We start from the raw sequence: 19,580 nt of genomic DNA on the forward strand, positions 1-19,580 counted from the left end.
ATCAAGAGTTCAGCACCACCCCCAACGCGGAAGGGCCGGCACACGCAATGCCCAACGAAACTGTGGCAGTCACCCACGCCTTCTGGCTCGCCGGCCGCCAGGCCACCGGCGAGGACACCTTCGACGTCAGCTCGCCCTGGGACGGACGCCTCGTCGGCAAGGTCAGCGTGCCGACCGACGCCCAGGTCGAGGAGGCGGTGGCCGCCGCGTACGCCGTACGGGACGAGTTCGCCGCCACCCCCGCCCACGTCCGCGCCGCCGCCCTCGACCACGTCAGCCGGCGTCTCGTCGAGCGCACCGAGGAGATCGCGCAGCTCATCTCCGCCGAGAACGGCAAGCCGATCAAGTGGGCGCGCGGCGAGGTCGGCCGTGCCGTGTCCGTGTTCCGGTTCGCCGCCGAGGAGGCCCGGCGCTTCAACGGCGGCGAGGCCCAGCGCCTCGACACCGACACCGGTGGCCAGGGCCGGCTCGCCCTCACCCGGCGTTTCCCGAAGGGCGTCGTCCTCGGCATCGCGCCCTTCAACTTCCCGCTGAACCTGTGCGCCCACAAGATCGCCCCCGCGATCGCGGCCGGCGTGCCGATCATCCTCAAGCCGGCCCCGGCCACCCCGCTCTCCGGCCTGATCATCGGCGACCTGCTCGCCGAGTCCGAGCTGCCCGCCGGTGCGTGGAGCATCCTGCCGGTCGCCAACGACCACATGCCCGCCCTGGTCCAGGACGAGCGGCTGCCGGTGATCTCCTTCACCGGTTCGGAGAAGGTCGGCTACGCGATCATGGACTCGGTGCCGCGCAAGCACTGCACCCTGGAGCTGGGCGGCAACGGCGCGGCCGTGGTCCTCGGGGACTACGCCTCCGACTCCGACCTCGACTGGGCCGCCACCCGCATCGCCACCTTCTCCAACTACCAGGGCGGCCAGTCCTGCATCTCGGTGCAGCGGGTCATCGCCGACGCGGCCGTCTACGACCGGCTGCTCCCGCGCATAGTCGCCGCCGTCGAGGCCCAGGTCACCGGCGACCCGAGCGACGACAAGACCGACGTCGGGCCGCTCGTCAGCGAGGCCGCCGCGCAGCGCGTCGAGTCGTGGGTCCAGGAGGCCGTCGAGGCGGGCGCCACCCTCCTCACCGGCGGCAAGCGCGACGGTGCCTCCTACGCCCCGACCGTCCTCACCGACGTACCGGCCGACACGACGATCTCCTGCGAGGAGGTCTTCGGACCGGTGCTGACCGTGACGAAGGTGGACGGCGAGGCCGCCGCCTTCGCCGCCGCCAACGACTCCAAGTACGGCCTCCAGGCAGGGGTGTTCACCCACGACGTGCAGGTCGCCTTCCGCGCCCACCGCGCGCTCGAAGTCGGCGGCGTGGTCATCGGCGACGTCCCGTCCTACCGCGCCGACCAGATGCCGTACGGCGGCGCCAAGCAGTCCGGCGTCGGCCGCGAGGGCGTGAAGTTCGCGATGGACGACTACACCTACGAGCGGGTGCTGGTGCTCACGGGCCTCGCGCTCTGACCGGGCTCGGGACGAGAGCGGTCGCTCTGACCGTCCTCTCACCCAACGGCTCTAGCTAATGGGATCCATTTTCATATAGCCTCCCAGGAGGGGCCCGGCACCGATGCCTTCCGGTGCCGGGCCCCTTCTTTGTCGTCGGCTGCCTCCGGACCCTCAGCCGGAGAAGCCGACATGCGCGAGCCGCAGTGGGCCGCGCAGCTTCAGGTGCACGTCGTGCACGCCCTCGGCGACGATCCCGGCGCCGAGGGTGGTGTAGTCGTACGGGCCCGACGTCGGTGCGGGCAGGGCGAGTTGGGTGAGTTGGGCGACTGCCGGGCCACCGTCCAGAGACAGTTCCACGACGCCCTCGCCCGCCACCGTCACGGTCACCTCCGTGACACCGGCGCCGAAGTCGCAGTGCCGGTAGACCAGTTCGGCCGTACCGCCCTGTGCCGGGGTCACCGCGTCGCCCGCCGCCTTCGTGCGGTCGACGATCTCGCCGCCCGACTGCTCGTCGAAGTCGGCTGCTTCCAGGCCGTGTTGGAGGAGAGGGCGGGGTGCTGCGGGCTCGCCGTCGAGCGTCACCGTCGTCCGCAGGCGGATGTCCTCGCTGGAGGCGCCGAGGAGGAGGTCGTACGGGCCGGGCTCCAGGCGCCAACCACCCCGCGCCACGTCCCAGAACTCGAAGGCGGACAGCGGGAGTTGGAAGTCCAGCTCGGCCCGCTCGCCCGGTGCGAGGGTCACCCGCCGGTGCGCCACGAGTTCGCGGCGCGGGCGCGGGACCGACGGGTCGGCGGCGCGCGTGTACAGCTGCGCGACCTCGTCCGCCGTCGCGTCCCCGGTGTTGGTGACCGTGAACTCCACGTGCACCGTGCCGAGTTCGACCCGCGCCGTCAGGTCGCCGTACGCGAAGGACGCGTAGGAGAGGCCGTGGCCGAACGGGAACAGCGGGGTGCCCTCGAAGTAGAGGTAGGTCTGGCGGCCACCGATCACGTCGTAGTCGAGGAGGCCGGGCAGGTCGGTGTCGGCGGCGTACCAGGTCTGGGGGAGGCGGCCGGCGGGGGAGACGTCGCCGGCGAGGACGCGGGCCAGGGCGGTGCCCGCCGCCTGGCCGCCGTGGGCGGTCCACAGGATCGCGGAGAGGTCGGCCGGGTCGACCGTGTACGGATACGCGGAGACCAGGGCCAGGACCGTGTTCGGGTTGGCGGCGCGGGCCGCGCGCAGGAGGCGTTCCTGGTGGGCGGGGAGACGGAGGGTCGTACGGTCCTCCGTCTCGCGGCCGTTGATGTGCGGGTCGTTGCCCGCGACCACGAGCACCACGTCCGCCGCCTCCGCGACCCGGGTCACCGCGTCCCCACCGCGTTCGGCGATCACCAACTCGAAGACTTCCGCGCCGTCTTCGGCAACCTTCACGCCGTCGGCGGCGACAGAGACGTGGCGACCCGTACCGATGTGCAGCAGGAGGTGACCGTTCTCGTGGGGTTCCAGGCGGAATGTCTCCTGGACGACCCAGCCTCCGGGCTGGTTGGCGGAGGCGCGGACGTAACCGTCGTCGGCGACCGAGAGGTAACGGCCGTCCGGGGCGCGCAGGGTGAGGACGCCCTCGCCCCAGTCGACGAGGGCGAGTTCGGTGCCGGTGGCGTCGGTGGTGAGCGGCGGGAGGTCGGTGCGGCCCGCGAGGAGGGCGGGGTCCAACGCGCCCTCGGCGCCGCGTACTTCGTCTTCCGCCTCCGCCAGCGGGACGTGCAGAAAGGTGCCTTGGGAGGTGCGCAGGCGGACGCGGTCCACGCCCTCCGCGAACTCCACGCGCTCGGCGCCGAACCGCTCGTACAGGCCCTCCAGCGGAGTCGAGCGGTGGATCAACGTGCCGCTGTACCAGTCGAGTTTGCACTCGTCCGCGAGCAGGCCGACGACGGCCAGGCGGGTGTCGTGGGCGAGGGGCAGCAGGTCGGCGTCGTTCTTCAGGAGGACGACTGCTTGCTCGGCGGCCTCCTGGGCGAGGGCCCGGTGCGCCGGGGTGTCGAAGTCCTTGGTGTCGGCGTGCGGGTCGTGGGCCGGGTCGAACTCGCCGAGCCGGAACCGCACCGAGAGCTGGCGGCGGACCGCCGCGTCGACATCCGCATCCGTCAACAGGCCCTGGTCCAGGGCGCCTTGGACCCGCTCCACGATCGTCGAACCGTCCGTGCCGTGATCGGTGAAGCTGTCCACGCCGGACAGCAGCGAGGCCGCCGTCGCCTCCTCGTGGGTGTCGAAGTAGTGCTCGGAGTCGACCAGGTTGGAGGGCGCGCCCGCGTCCGAGCAGACGAGGAGGTCCTCGTCGGTCCAGGTGCGCAGATGCTCGCGGAGATAGGGCGAGACGTGGTTGGGGCGGCCGTTGACCAGGTTGTACGCGGGCATCACCCCAGCGACCGCGCCCGCCTCGACCGTCTCGCGGAAGGCGCGCAGGTCGTACTCGTGCAGCACGCGCGGGCGGACGGAGGACGACGAAACGGCGCGGCCCGTCTCGTTGTTGTGGGCCAGCCAGTGCTTGAGGACGGGGGCCGTGCGCCAGTACGTCGGGTGGTCGCCGCGCAGGCCGCGCGTGTACGCGGTGGCGATCGCCGAGGTCAGCTTCGGGTCCTCCGAGTAGCCCTCCTCGTTACGGCCCCACAGCGGATGGCGCAGCAGATTCACCGTCGGGGACCACACGTTGAGGCCGACACGGTCGTCGCGGGCCCGCATCGCGCGGACCTCCTTGGACACCGCGTCGCCGACCCGTCGTACGAGATCCTCGTTCCAGGTCGCGCCGAGGCCCACCGCCTGCGGGAAGACCGTCGCCGGGCCCATCCACGCGACGCCGTGCAGGGCCTCCTGGCCGGTGCGGAACGCGGCGACGTCCAGACGCTCCACGGCGGGCGCGTACTGGTGCAGGAAGCCGACCTTCTCGTCGGGGGTGAGCCGTGCCAGCAGGTCGTCGATGCGCTTCGCGAACGGCAGGCGCGGATCGCGGAAAGGCGGCGTAGGCGGCGTTTGTGCGGTCACGTGGGGTTCCCCTTGCGATGGAGCGGCGCGGCTCTTTCGAAGCGCTTCGATGCTGATTCGATGCGGGTCAGGTGTCAAGAGACCTTCACCGTTATTTCAAGCAGCACATACGGACAGGTCACGCCGCGCACTACCGAGGAATCTTGGGAACGACCCTTGTGCACCCCTGGGTGTTCACTTAACCTCGCAGCAACATCGAAGCGCTTCGACTAAGTGCTCTGTTCCACTCAAGACACCGCAGCCGACGGCTCCACCGCCGGGTGTCCTGGTGCGCCATGAAGGGTTGACGCAATGACGCCGAACGCCTCCGCCGCCCCCGCTCCCAGCCGGAGAAGCTTTCTCGCCTCCACGGCGGTCGTCGCCGCAGCGGTGGCGGGAGGGGTACCGCTGCTCTCCGCCTGCGGGGCCTCGGACAGCGGGTCGGGCGGGGGCAGTTCGGAGGGCAAGGGCGTCAAGAAGCTGCTGCCGGCGTTCGTCGCCGGCAACGTGGTGGCCCCGGACATCGCCGCCAAGAACGGCTCGGCGGTCGGCTTCACCAGCAAGCTGGACCTCGCCGGCCTGAAGACCTCGGTGCCGAAGAAGCTCGGCAAAGGCGGCAAGGTCTCCATCATGTCGCCGTTCTGGGGCTCCCCGCCGAAGAGCGACAACGCCTACTACAAGGCGATGAACAGCCTCATCGGTGTCGACGTGACCTGGCAGAACCAGGACGGCAACACCTACGACCAGAAGCTCGGCGCGGTCCTCGCCTCCAGCGACATCCCCGACATCGTGGTCGTCCCCGGCTGGAACATGGGCGGCAAGATACCCAGCGCCATCATCGGCAAGTTCGCCGACCTCGGCCCCTACCTCGCCGGCGACAAGGTCAAGGACTACCCGAACCTCGCCGCGATCCCGTCCGACGCCTGGCAGCGCTGCATCTTTGGCGGCAAGCTGCGCGGACTGCCGATGCCGTCCTCGTACGTCCCCAACATCGTGCCGCTCTACCGCAAGGACATCTTCGACAAGGAGGGGTACGAAGTCCCCACCTCCGCTGACGAGTTCATGGCCCTGGCCAAGGAGATCACCAACGCCAAGGCCAAGCGCTGGGCCTGCCTGGACATGAAGTGGACCGCCTTCAACGCGTGGGGCGTGCTCTCCGGCAGCGAGAAGTCGCTCGGCTGGAACCTCGTCGACGGCAAGCTGGTCAACCGCATCGAGACGCAGGAATATCTCGAAGCGCTGGAGTGGACCCGCAAGCTGTTCGCCGCCGGATACGTGCACCCCGACGCCAAGTTGGGCAAGAGTGCCGCCACCGACCCGGGCCCCAAGTTCGCCGCGGGCGAGTTCCTCATCTACAACCAGGACATCTCGCAGTGGTGGAGCCGCACCGCCGAACAGGCCACCCAGAACCCCGACTACAAGATCTGGGGCATGGACATCTTCGGCCACGCGGGCGGCGACCCGACCCTCTGGGCCGGCGAACCGGCCGGCATCTTCGCCTTCATCAGCAAGAAGGCCTCCGAGTCCGTGATCCATGACGCGCTGGCCGTCGCCAACGTCACCTCTGCGCCGTACGGCACCAAGGAGTACATGCTCACCAACTACGGTGTGGAGGGCACCCATTACACCGTCAAGAACGGTGTCCCCACCAAGACCGACCAGGGCAACAACGAGGTCATCAACGCCTTCGTCATGGTCGCCAGCCCCGCCGCGACGATCGCCCACCCCGACTTCCCCGAGGTCGCCAAGGCGCAGGTCGAGTGGCAGCAGCGGATGGGCGCCTTCACAAAGAAGTCGAGCTTCTACGGCCAGCAGATCACCGAACCGAGCCGCTACACCAACCTCTCCAACGACTTCGAGCAGTTGGAGGACGACATCACCCGCGGCCGCAAGAAGATCAGTGACATGCAACAGGCCGTCTCCGACTGGAAGAGCAAGGGCGGCGACCAACTCCGCGCCTGGTACCAGAAGTTGCTCGACGACAACGGCACCGCGACGAGCTGACCGGGTACCGAGGCAAGGAGAACGGCCGTGTCCCACAGCACGGTGCCTCGGAGCAGGACCGAGGCCGACACGACGGGAAAGACCCCGGTGGCGTCCGGCGGCGCCACGGGTTCCCGGCAGGACAAGCCCAAGGCGAAGGTGAGTTGGCGGCTCAGGTTCAGACGCGACCGCGTCCTCCTCCTGATGACCCTGCCGGCCGTCCTGCTCATCCTGGTCTTCAACTACCTGCCGATCCTCGGCAACATCGTCGCCTTCGAGGACTACGACCCCTACGTCAGCGACAACGGCATCGTCTCGATGCTGCACAGCCCCTGGGTCGGCCTGGAGAACTTCCAGCAGATCTTCGCCGACTCCGCCTTCTGGAGCGCCGTACAGAACACGCTCGTCCTGTTCTCCCTCCAACTGGTCCTGTTCTTCCCGATCCCGATCCTCCTCGCGCTGCTCATCAACAGCGTGGTCAGGCCCCGGGTCCGGGCGCTCTCACAGGCGATCCTCTACCTCCCGCACTTCTTCTCCTGGGTGCTGGTCATCGCCGTCTTCCAGCAACTCCTGGGCGGGGCGGGGCTGTTCTCGCAACTCCTGCGGCAACACGGCTTCGACGGCCTCGACGTCATGACCGACCCCAACACGTTCAAGTTCCTCATCACCGCGCAGAGCGTGTGGAAGGACGCGGGCTGGGGGATCATCGTCTTCCTCGCCGCGCTGTCCTCCGTCAGTCCCGATCTGTACGAGGCCGCCGCGATGGACGGCGCGGGGCGCTGGCGCCGGATGTGGCACGTCACGCTGCCGGCGTTGCGACCGGTGATCGCGCTGTTGCTCGTGCTGCGGGTCGGTGACGCGCTGACCGTCGGCTTCGAGCAGATCCTGCTCCAACGCGACGCCGTGGGGCCGGGAGCGGCGGAGGTCCTCGACACCTTCGTCTGGTGGAACGGCGTCCGCAACCAGGACTTCGGCTACGCGGCCGCCGCGGGACTCGTCAAGGGCGTGATCAGCCTCGGGCTGGTCCTCGCCGCGAACAAAGTGGCCCACCTCATGGGCGAGCAGGGGGTGTACAAGAAGTGACCGCCGTCATCGACCAACCCGTCGAGCCCGCCACGTCCACCAAGTCCGTACGGCCGCCCGGGCGTTGGGCCGCGCCGCCGCGGCCCACCTGGGAGGAGGAACCCGGCAGGGTCGGGCTCGCGGGCAAGGGGCTCGTCCTCACGCTCGCCTGTCTCGCCATCCTCTTTCCGCTGTGGATCGTCCTCGTCACCAGCCTCTCCTCCCGCAAGACCATCGACCAGGCCGGCGGGCTCGTCATGGTGCCCAAGGGCATCACGTTCGTCGCCTACAAGGAACTCCTCAGCGGCGGCCAGGTCACCCGCGCGGCGATCATCAGCGTGCTCATCACCGTCGTCGGTACGGCGTTCTCCATGGCGGTGTCCGTGCTGTGCGCGTACGGGCTCTCGCGTATCGGGTCGCTCGGGCACCGGTGGATTCTGATGATGATGCTGGCGACGATGTTCTTCAGCGCCGGGCTCATTCCGACGTATTTGCTGGTGCAGTCGCTCGGCCTGACCGACAGCTATCTCGCGTTGATCCTGCCCAGTGCGCTCAGTGTCTTCAACATCCTTGTGTTGCGTGGGTTCTTCATGGGGATATCGCAGGAACTCATCGACAGTGCGCGGATCGATGGTGCCGGTGACTTCCGGATTCTGTGGGTGATTGTCATGCCGTTGTCGCGTGCGGTGCTGGCTGTCATCACGTTGTTCTATGCCGTGGGGTATTGGAGTGCCTGGTTCAACGCGTCGCTGTATCTCAACGACCAGGACATGATGCCGTTGCAGAACGTCATGATCCAGTTGGTGCAGAAGCAGGAGGCTCCGGTGGGGCTTGGTCAGGCGATCAAGACGGGGGAGTTGTCGGGGCTTGCCGTGCAGATGGCGGTCATGGTGATGGCGTTGTTGCCGGTGGCTGTGCTTTCGCCGTTTGTGCAGCGGCATTTCAAGAAGGGGATGCTTACCGGCGCCGTTAAGGGCTGATCTGTTTTTGTCTGCGGGCGCGTTGGGGCTGGTCGCGCCCACGCGGCGGAGCCGCACATCGATACAGCCCCGCGCCCCTTAGGTAGGAATCCTCACCCCCTCTCAAAGAGCGAGGTATGTGCATGCTTGCGTCCCGAGTGAGCCGCCGGGCCGTCCTTGCCGGGACTGCGGCAGCCGCCGCGCTCACCGCCGTGCCGGGTGTCGCCGCGAAGGCGCATGCCGCGGAAACCCCCTCCTACCGCTGGCGCAATGCCGTAATCGGAGGCACTGGATTCGTCACCGGTGTGTTGTTCCACCCCTCCGTCCGTGGCCTCGCCTACGCCCGTACCGACATCGGCGGTGCCTATCGCTGGGACGACAGGACCGCCCGCTGGACCCCGCTCACCGACCAACTCGGGTGGGACGACTGGAACTTGTTCGGCGTGGAGGCGCTCGCCGTCGACCCCGCGCATCCGAACCGGCTGTACCTCGCCGTCGGCACGTACGCCCAGTCCTGGGCGGGCAACGGTGCCGTACTCCGCTCCGAGGACCGGGGCGCGACCTGGACCCGTACCGACCTCGCCGTGAAGCTCGGCGGTAACGAGGACGGGCGTGGGGCAGGGGAGAGGCTGGTCGTCGATCCGCGGGACAGCGACACCCTGTGGCTCGGGACCCGGCACGACGGGCTGCTCAAGTCGACCGACCGGGGCGCCACTTGGGCAGCGGTGACCGGCTTCCCGGCGACCGCCAGCGCATCCGGGCAAGGTGTCACCTTCCTCGTCGCCGTCGGGCGTGCCGTCTACGCCGGGTGGGGTGACGGCGACGGGAGCGCTGCCGCCGTCACCCTCTACCGCAGCACCGACGGCATCACCTGGACCGCCGTCCCCGCGCAGCCCACCGGCACCTCCGCCAAGGTCCCGATCCGGGCCGCGTACGACAGCCGCAGCCGCGAGCTGTACGTGACGTACGCCGACGCCCCCGGGCCCAACGGCCAGTCCACCGGCAGTGTGCACAAGTTGGCCGTCGCGAGCGGGACTTGGGCCGAGGTCACGCCGGTGAAGCCGGGTGGGACCACGTCCGACGGGTCCACCGACAGCTTCGGCTACGGCGGCGTCGCCGTCGACGCCCGTCGTGCCGGCACCGTCGTCGTCTCCACCAACAACCGCTGGGCGGCCGTCGACACCCTGTACCGGACCACCGACGGCGGCCGTACCTGGACGTCCCTCAAGGACGTTGCCGTGTTCGACGTGTCCGAGACTCCTTTCCTCAAGTGGGGTGCGGAGAAGCCGAAGTTCGGCTGGTGGATCCAGGCCGTGGCCGTCGACCCGTACGACTCGAAGCACGTCGTCTACGGCACCGGTGCCACCTTCTACGGCACCCGTGACCTCACGCACTGGGCACCGCGGATCCGCGGCCTGGAGGAGACGTCCGTGAGACAGCTGATCTCGCCCCCGGTCGGGGAGGCACACCTGATCAGCGCCTCGGGGGACATCGGCGTGATGTACCACGAGCGGCTCACGGCGTCTCCGTCGCGCGGCATGGCGACGAACCCCGTGTTCGGGTCGGCGACCGGGATCGCGCAGGCCGCGGGCAGGCCGTCGTACGTCGTCCGCACAGGCTTCGGTGACCACGGCAACGGTGCGTACTCCCGCGACGGCGGGCGGAGCTGGGCGCCCTTCGCTGCCCAGCCCGACATCGCCGGGGACTCACCGGGGCCGATCGCCACCGGCGCCGACGGCGGCACGCTGCTCTGGTCCTTCGTGCACTGGGACGGCACGAAGTATCCGACTCACCGCTCGGCGGACAACGGCGCGACCTGGTCCGAGGTCTCCTCCTTCCCGAAGGGCGCCACGCCGGTCGCCGACCCGGCCGACCCGACGCTCTTCTACGCGTACGACACCGACACAGGAACGCTATACGCCAGCACTGACAGTGGCCGTTCGTTCACTGCGCGTGCGAGTGGACTGCCCGCCGGTGACAGTCAGTTCCAGCTGGTCGCGGCGCCGGGGCGGTCCGGTGACCTGTGGCTGAGCGTCAAGTGGAACGGGCTCTACCGGTCCGTGGACGGGGGCGTCAGCTTCTCGAAGGTCGGCAGTTGCTGGGCCTCGTACACCCTCGGCTTCGGCAAGGCCGCCGCCGGAGCGGACTACCCCGCGATCTACCAGGTCGGCTCCACCGAGACCATCACCGCCGTCTACCGCTCCGACGACGAGGCCAAGACCTGGGTGCGCATCAACGACGACCAGCATCAGTGGGGTTGGGTCGGGCAGGCCATCGTCGGGGATCCGCGCGTCCACGGGCGCGTGTACCTCGCCACCAACGGGCGCGGCATCCAGTACGGGGAGCAGATCTGATGCCTCAGCTCAGTGACACCACCCGTGGGCGCATTCTCTTCGGCGGTGACTACAACCCCGAGCAGTGGCCCGAGGAGACCTGGCACGAGGACGTCCGGCTGATGAAGGACGCCGGCGTCAACTCCGTCACCCTCGGCGTCTTCTCCTGGGCCAGGCTCGAACCCGAGCCGGGAGCACGGGAGTTCGGCTGGCTCGACCGGCTGATGGATCTGATGCACGGCAGCGGGATCGGCGTCGTCCTCGCCACACCTACCTCCTCCCCGCCCCCGTGGCTCGGGCGCCTCCACCCGGAGACCCTGCCCCGCGACGCCGACGGCCGGATCGAATGGTGGGGCGGACGCCAGCACTTCTCGCACTCCAGCGCCGTCTACCGCAGCCACGCCGCCGCCATCACCGAGGCCCTGGCCGCCCGTTACGCCGGCCACCCCGCCCTCACGATGTGGCACATCAACAACGAGTACTGCACCTTCGACTACGGCGACGAGGCCGCCGTCGCCTTCCGCCGCTGGCTGCGCACGAAGTACGGCACCCTCGACGCCCTCAACTCGGCCTGGGGCACGGCCTTTTGGAGCCAGGGCTACGACACCTGGGACGGCGTCCTGCCCCCGCGTCACGCCCACTACCTCAACAACCCCACCCACGTGCTCGACTTCCGGCGCTTCACCTCCGACATGCTCCTGGAGTGCTACACCGCAGAGCGCGACATCGTCCGCCGGCACACCCCGCACCTCCCGGTCACCACCAACTTCATGCCGTTGTGGGTGGGGCAGGACGGCTGGCGCTGGTCCGAGGAGGAGGACGTCGTCTCGGTCGATCTGTATCCCGATCCGCGTGACCCTCTCGGTGCCCAAAGCGCCGCGCTCGTCCAGGACTTGACCCGCTCGCAGGCGCGCGGCCCCTGGATGCTCATGGAACAGGCCGCCGGACCGGTCAACTGGCGCGGGGTGAACCACCCGAAGCCGCGCGGCCTCAACCGCCTCTGGTCCCTCCAGGCCGTGGCCCGCGCCGCCGACGCCGTCTGCTACTTCCAGTGGCGTCAATCCCGGCAGGGCGCCGAGAAGTTCCACTCCGGGATGCTCAGCCACGCGGGGGAGCGGGGCCGCACCTTCCAGGAGGTGAAGCAACTCGGCGCCGAACTGGCCCGCATCGGCGGCGAGGTGACGGACGCTCACATCACCTCCGACATCGCGATCCTGCACGACTGGAACGCCTGGTGGGCGGGCGCGCAGGACGGCCGTCTCTCCACCGAGGTCGACTACCCGGAAGTCCTCCGCGCCTGGCATCGCGCCCTCTGGGAGTCCCACCTCGCCACCGACTTCGCCCACCCCGAACACGACCTCTCCGCCTACAAGTTGGTGGTCGTCCCGCAGCTCTACCTCCTCACGGACACCGCCATCGACAACCTCCTCGCTTACGTCCGAGGCGGCGGCACCCTCGTCTCCGGCTTCCTGACCGGCATCGCCGACGAGGACGACCGGGTCCGGCCGGGTGGCATGGACGCCCGTCTCCGCGAACTGTTCGGCATCCGCACCCTGCACGAGTGGTGGCCGCTGGACGCGGGGCAGACCGCCGAGTGCGAGGGCTTCCGCGGAACGCTCTGGTCGGAGGAGATCGAGCCTGAGACCGAGACCGAGAGTACGACCGGGTCCGGTGCTGTCGACGAGGTAATCCCTTACAAGGGCGGGGAGTTGGACGGCCTCCCCGCCGTCCTGCGCAGGGATCGCTCCTGGTACGTCTCGACGCTCCCGGAACCCCACGCACTGCGCGCCCTGCTCGCCCGTATCGCCACCGACGCGGGCGTCCGTCCGGTGCTCGCCGGGCTTCCGCCGGGCGTCGAGGCCGTACGGCGCGGGGAGTTGCTGTTCCTCCTCAACCACAGCCGCGAACCGGTCACCGTCGAACTCCCGGGCGCCCAGCACGACTTGCTCACCGACGAGACCGTCGAGGGCGAGATCACCCTCGGCCGCTACGGCGCGGCGGTGCTACGCCCATGACCAGCGAACCCCCATCCACCGACCCCGCACCCGCCGCCCCCTCGCCACCCGGCCCCGTACACGCCACCTGGGAACCCCACCCCGCCACCCGCTGGGAGGACGCCTACCTCAGCGGCAACGGCCACCACGGCGCCCTCGTGTTCGGCGATCCGAGCGACGACCGCGTCATCGTCACCCACCACACCCTCGTCCGCCCGAACGGCGCCGAACACGCCCGCCCTCCACGCCTGGCCGCCGAACTCCCCGCGCTCCAGGCCAGGTTGCTCGCCGGTGACCTCGCCGCCGCCGAGAGGTTCACGGACGGCCGCCCGCTCCAATGGGTACAGCCCTTCCACCCGGCCTTCCAGCTACGGCTGCGCAGGCCGTCCGGCGCGGCCGGGCGCGACTACCGCCGTACCGTCGACTTCACCACCGGCGAGGCCGCCGCCCGCTGCGACGACTGGCGCAGCCGTGTCTTCGTCTCCCGCGCCGACGACGTGATCGTGCAGCACGTCACCGCCCCCGACCTCACCCTCGACCTCGCGCAGGAACATCAACTCCCGGGTGCGCCAACAGGGTTGGGCGTCGGACAGGGCACGCTCCTCACTTCCGACGGTGCCGTTCTCACCCTCCGCGTCCGCTATCCCGACAGCGATCGCGCGTACACCGGAGTCACCCTCGCCGTGGTCTCCGGCGGCACAACGCGGCTCACCTCGGCGGGAGTTCGGATCGCCGGGGCCACCGAGGTCCTTCTCCTCACCCGAGTCCGACGCCACACCGGCGAGCTGGACGTCGTAGAAGAGACCCGGGCGCTGCGGGAACTGATCGACGAGCGGCAGTCGTACGACGCCCTCCTCGACCGGCACCTCGCGCTCCACCGTGCGGCCTACGCCCGTGTCACCCTCGATCTGCACGCCGACGACGCCGAACGTGCCCTCCCAGGTGGTGAGTTGCTGAAGCGGACCCATGGTTCCGCTCTCCTCGAACGGCTCTTCGCGGCCGGCCGGTACCATCTCCTCTCCTCCAGCGGCCTGTTGCCGCCCCGGCTCACCGGACTGTGGACCGGCGACTGGGACACGGCCTGGTCGGGGGCGTTCACCAACGACGCGAACCTCAACCTCCAGACCGCCTCCGCCGCGAGCGCCGCCCTTCCCGAAGTCACCGACGCCCTCGCGTCCTTGATTCATCGTCAGCTCGACGACTGGCGGGAGAACGCGCGTGCCGTCTTCGGCGCCCGGGGTGTCGTCGCGCCCGCGCACACCGACGGCGAGTCCGGGCTGTCGTACCACTTCAGCCGTGAGTACCCGCTGCATCTGTGGACCGCCGGCGCCGACTGGCTGCTCAAGCCGCTCGTCGACCACGACGAGACGCGCGGCGCGCGCGATCCGCGTACCGCCGCCGCGCTGGCCGAAGTCGCCCTGTTCTACGAGGACTTCCTCAGAGACGAGCGTACCGACGCGACCGGACTCGGCACCGACCCGGACGGGCAGCTCGTCCTCGTCCCCTCCTACTCACCCGAGAACCGCCCCGCGAACGTCAACGCCAGTTGGGGCGCGATCAACGCGGCCATGGACCTCTCCGCCGCCCGGCACGCGCTGCACACCGCCGCCGACTACCACCCGGGCCCCGACGCCGACCGCTGGCGCGCGCTCGCCGACCGGCTGCCGCCGCACCGGGTCAACTCCCAAGGCGCGCTTGCCGAATGGGCCTGGCCCGGCCTCGACGACACCTACGACCACCGTCACCTCAGCCATCTCTACGGTGTGTGGCCGCTCGACGAGATCAACCCGTACGACACCCCGCAGCTCGCCGCGGCCGCGCACCGCGCTCTCCAACTCCGGGGCGTCGAGAACGACTCCGCGCACGGGCACCTCCACCACGCGCTCGTCGCCGCCCGGCTCCGGGACGGTGAGCGGGTCGCGCACGCGCTCGGGCAGGTGCTCGACGGTGACTTCTTCCACGCCTCGCTGATGAGCGCGCACTACCCGAACCGCGACGTCTACAACGCGGACGCCGCGCACACCCTGCCCGGCGTGGTCGTCGAGGCGCTCGTGCAGTCCACCCCGGACCGGCTGGTCCTGCTGCCCGCGCTGCCCGCGGCGTATCCGCACGGCCAACTCACCGGCGTACGCACGAGGTTCGGGGCGGAGGTCGATCTGAGCTGGACGCCCCACTCCGCCACAGCGCTGATCCGGCCGTCCCGTACCCACCGCGTCGAACTCCGGACTTCCTCCGGCACGGAGCCGCTCGACCTCGTCGCCGGAGAAGACCGCGTCCTCACCCTGGGGACGCGGTAGCCACTCGCACCTCCCCCCACCCATGGAAGGGACACCATGGCAACACGCAAGCCGGGCCGCGTACTTACGGCCGTTCTCGCCCCCGCACTCGCGCTCGGCGCCACCGTCGCGCTCGCCTCGGCCCCCGCCTCCGCCGCCGTCTGGAGCTCCTGCGACCAGTACGGCAACACCACCCTGAACGGCTACACGCTCTACAACAACATCTGGGGCTCCGGCGCCGGCAGCCAGTGCATCTGGGCCAACTCCGGTACCAACTGGGGCGTCAACGCCAACCACCCCAACACCGGCGGCATCAAGTCCTACCCCAACGCCAAGAAGGTGATCAACAAGTCGATCACCTCGCTCGGTTCGCTCAAGAGCAGCTACAACGTCACGGTGCCGTCGTCCGGCGCGTACAACACGTCGTACGACATCTGGGACACCAACTACGACTACGAGATCATGCTCTGGGTCAACAAGACCGGAGCTGTCGGCGCCCTCGGCACCTCGCAGGGCACGCTCACGCTGGGCGGTTCGACCTGGACCGTCTACAAGGGCAACAACGGCAGCAACGACGTGTTCTCGTTCCTGCGCACCTCCAACTCGACGTCCGGCACGGTCGACATCCTGCCGATCCTCAAGTGGATCAAGGACACCAAGGGCTGGTTCGGCAACGTGACCATCGGCGACCTGCAGTTCGGCTTCGAGATCACGTCCTCGTCCGGCGGCCTGAACTTCACCACCAACAGCGAGAGCGTCAGCAGTAGTTGACCCACCCGGGCACCTCGGTGCTCCGCTCAGCCGCCCGGTCCTCGTACACCGCGAGGGCCGGGCGGTGCCACGACGAGCGCGGCGACCCAGCAGCCGAGGCCGGCCAGTGCGAGGCCGAACACCGCCGGGTTGACATAGCCGGGAACCGTGTCGGAGACGTAACTGCCACCGTCCTTCGTCTTGCAGACGAATCGCAGCGGGACGTAGTCCACCGAGTAGTCGATGACGTTCAAGGCCTTCTCGTCGTACTGCCGGTTGGCCGTACGGCACGGTCGCGGCGGCGCCGAGTCGGTGCCGCCGTCCCCCGCCTCCAGCAGTGCGCCCATGATGTGCAGCAGACCCCAGAGATACAGGGCGAACGCGATCAGGCCCGCCCCGCCGGCGAGCTTGCGTAAGACCATCGGAGGAGTCCACCAGAACAAGATCGGCACGGCTGTGATGGAGCCCACAGTTCCGCGCAACGGAAGCGTCACGGCCCGGAGGGGAGGCCCAACTCCCCTCCGGACTCCGCTACTCCGTCACCGGCAGCGTCGCCCCGTCCCGCAGGAACAGCGGGATCCGGTCCAGCGGCGCGTCGACCGTGACCGCCGTACCGCCCTCGTACGTCTCGCCGGTCCACGCGTCCGTCCACCACGCGCCCGCCGGGAGATACGCCGTACGGACCGTGGCGCCCGCCGTCAGCACCGGGGCGACCAGCAGGTCCGGGCCGAAGAGGTACGCGTCGTCGACCGACCAGGTCGCCTGGTCCGCCGGGAATTCGAGGAACAGCGGGCGCATCACCGGCAGCCCCTCCTCGTGCGCGGCGCGCATGACATCCAGCACGTACGGCTTCAGGCGCTCGCGCAGCCGCAGGTACTTCTCCAGGATCGGCAGGGCCCGATCGCCGTACGACCAGACCTCGTTGGGGCCGCCGGTCATGTCGGGGCCCAGCGGCATGCCCGGGTCGCGGAAGCCGTGCAGCCGCATCAGCGGGGACAGCGCGCCGAACTGGAACCAGCGGACCATGACCTCCTGGTACGCCGGGTCGTCCGGGTCGCCGCCGTGGAAGCCGCCGATGTCGGTGTTCCACCAAGGGATGCCGGAGAGCGCGGTGTTGAGACCCGCGGCTATCTGGCGGCGCAGGGTGGGGAAGTCGGTGCCGATGTCACCCGACCAGAGCGCGGCGCCGTGGCGCTGACTGCCCGCCCACGCCGAGCGGTTGAGGGTGATGATCTCGTCGTCACCGATGCCTTCGGCGCGCAACCCCTCGGAGAAGGTGCGGGAGTTCTCGGCCGGGTAGATGTTGCCGACCTCCAGGCCCGGCCCCGCCCAGTAGCGCAGGTTCTCCGGGAAGCCCGGCTTCAGCTCGGGCTCGCACGCGTCCAGCCAGAAGGCCGTAATGCCGTACGGGACAAGGTAGTTGTCGCGGATCTTCGACCACAGGAAGTCGCGGGCCTCGGGGTTCGTGGCGTCGTAGAAGGCCACCTGGACCGTCGACGCGACCCCCTTGTCCGGCCAGTCGGCGTGGGCCATCGGGCCGTACTGGGTGCCGATGAGGTAGCCGCGCTGTTCCAGTACGCCGTGGTTCTCGCTCAGGGGGGACACCGACGGCCAGACACTCACCACCAACTTCACGCCCAGCTCGTCCAGTTCGCGGACCATGGCCGCCGGGTCGGGCCACTCGGCCAGGTCGAACTTCCAGTCGCCCAGGTGCGTCCAGTGGAAGAAGTCGCAGACGATCGCCGAGAGGGGGAGGTCGCGGCGCTTGTACTCCCTTGCCACGGCGAGGAGTTCGGCCTGGGTGCGGTAGCGCAGCTTGCACTGCCAGAAGCCCGCCGCCCACTTGGGGAGCATCGGCGTACGGCCCGTCACCGCGCTGTAGCGGCGCTGGCCGTCGGCCGGGTCGCCCGCGGTGATCCAGTAGTCGATCTGCCGGGCCGAATCCGCCACCCAGCGGGTGCCGTTGCCGGCCAGCTCCACGCGGCCGATCGCCGGGTTGTTCCACAGCAGGGTGTAGCCGCGGCTGGAGACGAGCACCGGGATGCCCACCTCGGCGTTGCGCTGGACCAGGTCGAGGACCAGCCCCTTCTGGTCCAGCTTGCCGTGCTGGTGCTGGCCGAGGCCGTACAGCCTCTCGTCCTCGTAGGCGGCGAAGCGCTGCTCCAGGCGGTGGTGGCCGTTGCCGACCGCCGTGTAGAGGCGCGAGCCGGGCCACCAGAAGTGGGCGCGGGCCTCAGCGAGGAGTTCGGTGGAGTCGTCGGTGCGCAGGAAGCGGATCAGGCCCTCGGCGTCGACCTCGACAGTCAACTCGCCCACGGTCAGGGTCCCTTGGCCGTCCTCGATCTTGACGCTCGCCTCGGTGGGCGGTGCCTCGTCCAGCAGCGCACCCGGCAGCCCGTCGAGCAGCGGGCCGCCGAGCCGGGCCCTGACCCGGACCGCGTCCGGCCCCCACGGTTCGATGCGCAGGGTCTCCTGACGGCCGCTCCACTCCAGCGCGCCGTCCCGCTCGCGGAACGTTCCGACGGTGGGGGAGGACTGCGCGAGACTGACCTCGGACTGGATTTCGGCAGGCTGATTCACGAGGAGTGCTCCTGGAGGAAAGCAGACAGGGGGTAACCGCACAAACACGTGGAGCGTGGCTGGTCAAGAAGCTGACGGCGCCGGCCCCGTACTCGCCCGCATCGTCAACTCCGGTGTGATCAGCACGACTTCGTCGCTGCCGCGGCCGTCGAGCTTGGCCACCAGGTGCTCCACGGCGTAACGGCCCATCTCCTGCGCGGGGATGGCGACGGACGTGAGCCGTACCGAGGCCTGGGTGGCGACCTGGTCGGGGCAGACCGCGACCACCGACACGTCCTCCGGCACGGCCCGGCCCTGCTGGCGCAGCAGGGCGAGCAGCGGCTCGACCGCCGACTCGTTCTGCACGACGAAGCCCGTGGTGCCGGGGCGCTCGTCGAAGATCCGGGCCAGGGTCGTCGTCATCGCGTCGTACCCGCCCTCGCACGGCCGGTGCAGCACCCGCAGGCCCAACTCCCGTGCCCGGGACCGGAGTCCGTCGAGGGTGCGCTCGGCGAAACCGGTGTGCCGCTCGTAGACGGCGGGGGCCTCGCCGATGACAGCGATGTCGTGGTGACCGAGTTTGGCGAGGTGCTCGACGCACAGCGCGCCGGTCGCCCCGAAGTCGAGGTCGACACAGGTCAGTCCGGTGGTGTCGGCGGGGAGGCCGATGAGTACCGAGGGCTGGTCGGTGCCGCGCAGCAACGGCAGCCGCTCGTCGTCGAGTTCGACGTCCATCAGGATCATCGCGTCGGCGAGCCCGCTGCCGGTGACCCGGCGCACCGCGTCGGGACCCTCCTCGCCGGTGAGCAGCAGTACGTCGTAGCCGTGCAGGCGGGCGGTGGTCGCCACGGCGATGGCGATCTCCATCATCACCGGCACGTACATGTCGGTGCGCAGCGGCACCATCAGCGCGATGATGTTCGACCGGCTGCTGGCCAGGGCGCGGGCGCCCGCGTTCGGGTGGTAGCCCAGCTCGCGGATGCTCTGCTCGACCCGCTGCCGGGTGGCTCCGGAGATGGACCGCTTGCCGCTGAGGACATAGCTCACCGTGCTCGCCGAGACTCCGGCGTGCTGGGCGACCTCGGCGAGGGTGACCATCCAGCTCTCCAAGCTTTGTGAAGCGCTTCGACAGTGCGCGTTGCTGACAAGGGCGGGTGGGGGTGGTTCGACACTAGCT

At 69.7% G+C, this 19,580-nt stretch carries 12 protein-coding genes; 8 read left to right on the top strand and 4 right to left on the bottom strand.

Going from position 1 to position 19,580, the window contains the following annotated elements:
• Positions 1 to 62: 62 nt before the first annotated feature.
• Positions 63 to 1,508, top strand: coding sequence for an aldehyde dehydrogenase family protein (locus OG407_RS36380; RefSeq protein ID WP_405868809.1), 1,446 nt, complete (start codon positions 63 to 65; stop codon positions 1,506 to 1,508).
• 153 nt (positions 1,509 to 1,661) lie between these two features.
• Here OG407_RS36380 and OG407_RS36385 read toward each other — a convergent pair whose 3' ends face one another.
• On the bottom strand, positions 1,662 to 4,508 hold the full coding sequence (locus tag OG407_RS36385) for a glycoside hydrolase family 3 C-terminal domain-containing protein (RefSeq protein WP_405863810.1): 2,847 nt from the start codon (positions 4,506 to 4,508) through the stop codon (positions 1,662 to 1,664).
• Positions 4,509 to 4,799: 291 nt separating this feature from the next.
• On the opposite strand from OG407_RS36385, the gene OG407_RS36390 reads away from it, so the two are divergent.
• The 7 genes from OG407_RS36390 (at position 4,800) to OG407_RS36420 (ending at position 15,865) form a co-directional block, all read left to right on the top strand.
• Positions 4,800 to 6,491, top strand: a complete 1,692-nt coding sequence (locus OG407_RS36390) for an extracellular solute-binding protein (RefSeq protein WP_405863812.1) — start codon at positions 4,800 to 4,802, stop codon at positions 6,489 to 6,491.
• 27 nt (positions 6,492 to 6,518) lie between these two features.
• Positions 6,519 to 7,553 carry an ABC transporter permease gene (locus OG407_RS36395; RefSeq protein ID WP_405863814.1) on the top strand — a complete coding sequence of 345 codons (1,035 nt, stop codon included), beginning with the start codon at positions 6,519 to 6,521 and terminating at the stop codon, positions 7,551 to 7,553.
• Positions 7,550 to 8,512, top strand: coding sequence for a carbohydrate ABC transporter permease (locus tag OG407_RS36400; protein ID WP_405863816.1), 963 nt, complete (start codon positions 7,550 to 7,552; stop codon positions 8,510 to 8,512). Before OG407_RS36395 ends, OG407_RS36400 begins: the two co-directional genes overlap by 4 nt.
• 122 nt (positions 8,513 to 8,634) lie before the next feature.
• Positions 8,635 to 10,845 carry a WD40/YVTN/BNR-like repeat-containing protein gene (locus tag OG407_RS36405; RefSeq protein WP_405863818.1) on the top strand — a complete coding sequence of 737 codons (2,211 nt, stop codon included), beginning with the start codon at positions 8,635 to 8,637 and terminating at the stop codon, positions 10,843 to 10,845.
• Positions 10,845 to 12,839 carry a beta-galactosidase gene (locus tag OG407_RS36410; protein ID WP_405863820.1) on the top strand — a complete coding sequence of 665 codons (1,995 nt, stop codon included), beginning with the start codon at positions 10,845 to 10,847 and terminating at the stop codon, positions 12,837 to 12,839. The genes OG407_RS36405 and OG407_RS36410 overlap by 1 nt, the downstream gene beginning before the upstream one ends.
• Complete coding sequence (locus OG407_RS36415) at positions 12,836 to 15,115, top strand: glycosyl hydrolase family 95 catalytic domain-containing protein (RefSeq protein WP_405863822.1); 2,280 nt, start codon at positions 12,836 to 12,838, stop codon at positions 15,113 to 15,115. The genes OG407_RS36410 and OG407_RS36415 overlap by 4 nt, the downstream gene beginning before the upstream one ends.
• A gap of 36 nt (positions 15,116 to 15,151) precedes the next feature.
• Complete coding sequence (locus tag OG407_RS36420) at positions 15,152 to 15,865, top strand: GH12 family glycosyl hydrolase domain-containing protein (protein WP_403587630.1); 714 nt, start codon at positions 15,152 to 15,154, stop codon at positions 15,863 to 15,865.
• A gap of 26 nt (positions 15,866 to 15,891) precedes the next feature.
• Here the strand turns inward: OG407_RS36420 and OG407_RS36425 are convergent, their stop codons facing one another.
• The 3 genes from OG407_RS36425 to OG407_RS36435 all read right to left on the bottom strand — a co-directional run bounded on the left by OG407_RS36425 (position 15,892) and on the right by OG407_RS36435 (position 19,501).
• Complete coding sequence (locus OG407_RS36425; protein ID WP_405863825.1) at positions 15,892 to 16,266, bottom strand: hypothetical protein; 375 nt, start codon at positions 16,264 to 16,266, stop codon at positions 15,892 to 15,894.
• 109 nt (positions 16,267 to 16,375) lie between these two features.
• Positions 16,376 to 18,424: a TIM-barrel domain-containing protein gene (locus OG407_RS36430; RefSeq protein ID WP_405863827.1), complete on the bottom strand. Its 2,049-nt coding sequence runs from the start codon at positions 18,422 to 18,424 to the stop codon at positions 16,376 to 16,378.
• Between the two features lie 63 nt (positions 18,425 to 18,487).
• On the bottom strand, positions 18,488 to 19,501 hold the full coding sequence (locus OG407_RS36435) for a LacI family DNA-binding transcriptional regulator (protein WP_328678266.1): 1,014 nt from the start codon (positions 19,499 to 19,501) through the stop codon (positions 18,488 to 18,490).
• Positions 19,502 to 19,580 lie beyond the last annotated feature (79 nt).

It is taken from the genome of Streptomyces sp. NBC_01515 (assembly GCF_045040345.1).
Classification (GTDB): Bacteria; Actinomycetota; Actinomycetes; order Streptomycetales; family Streptomycetaceae; genus Streptomyces.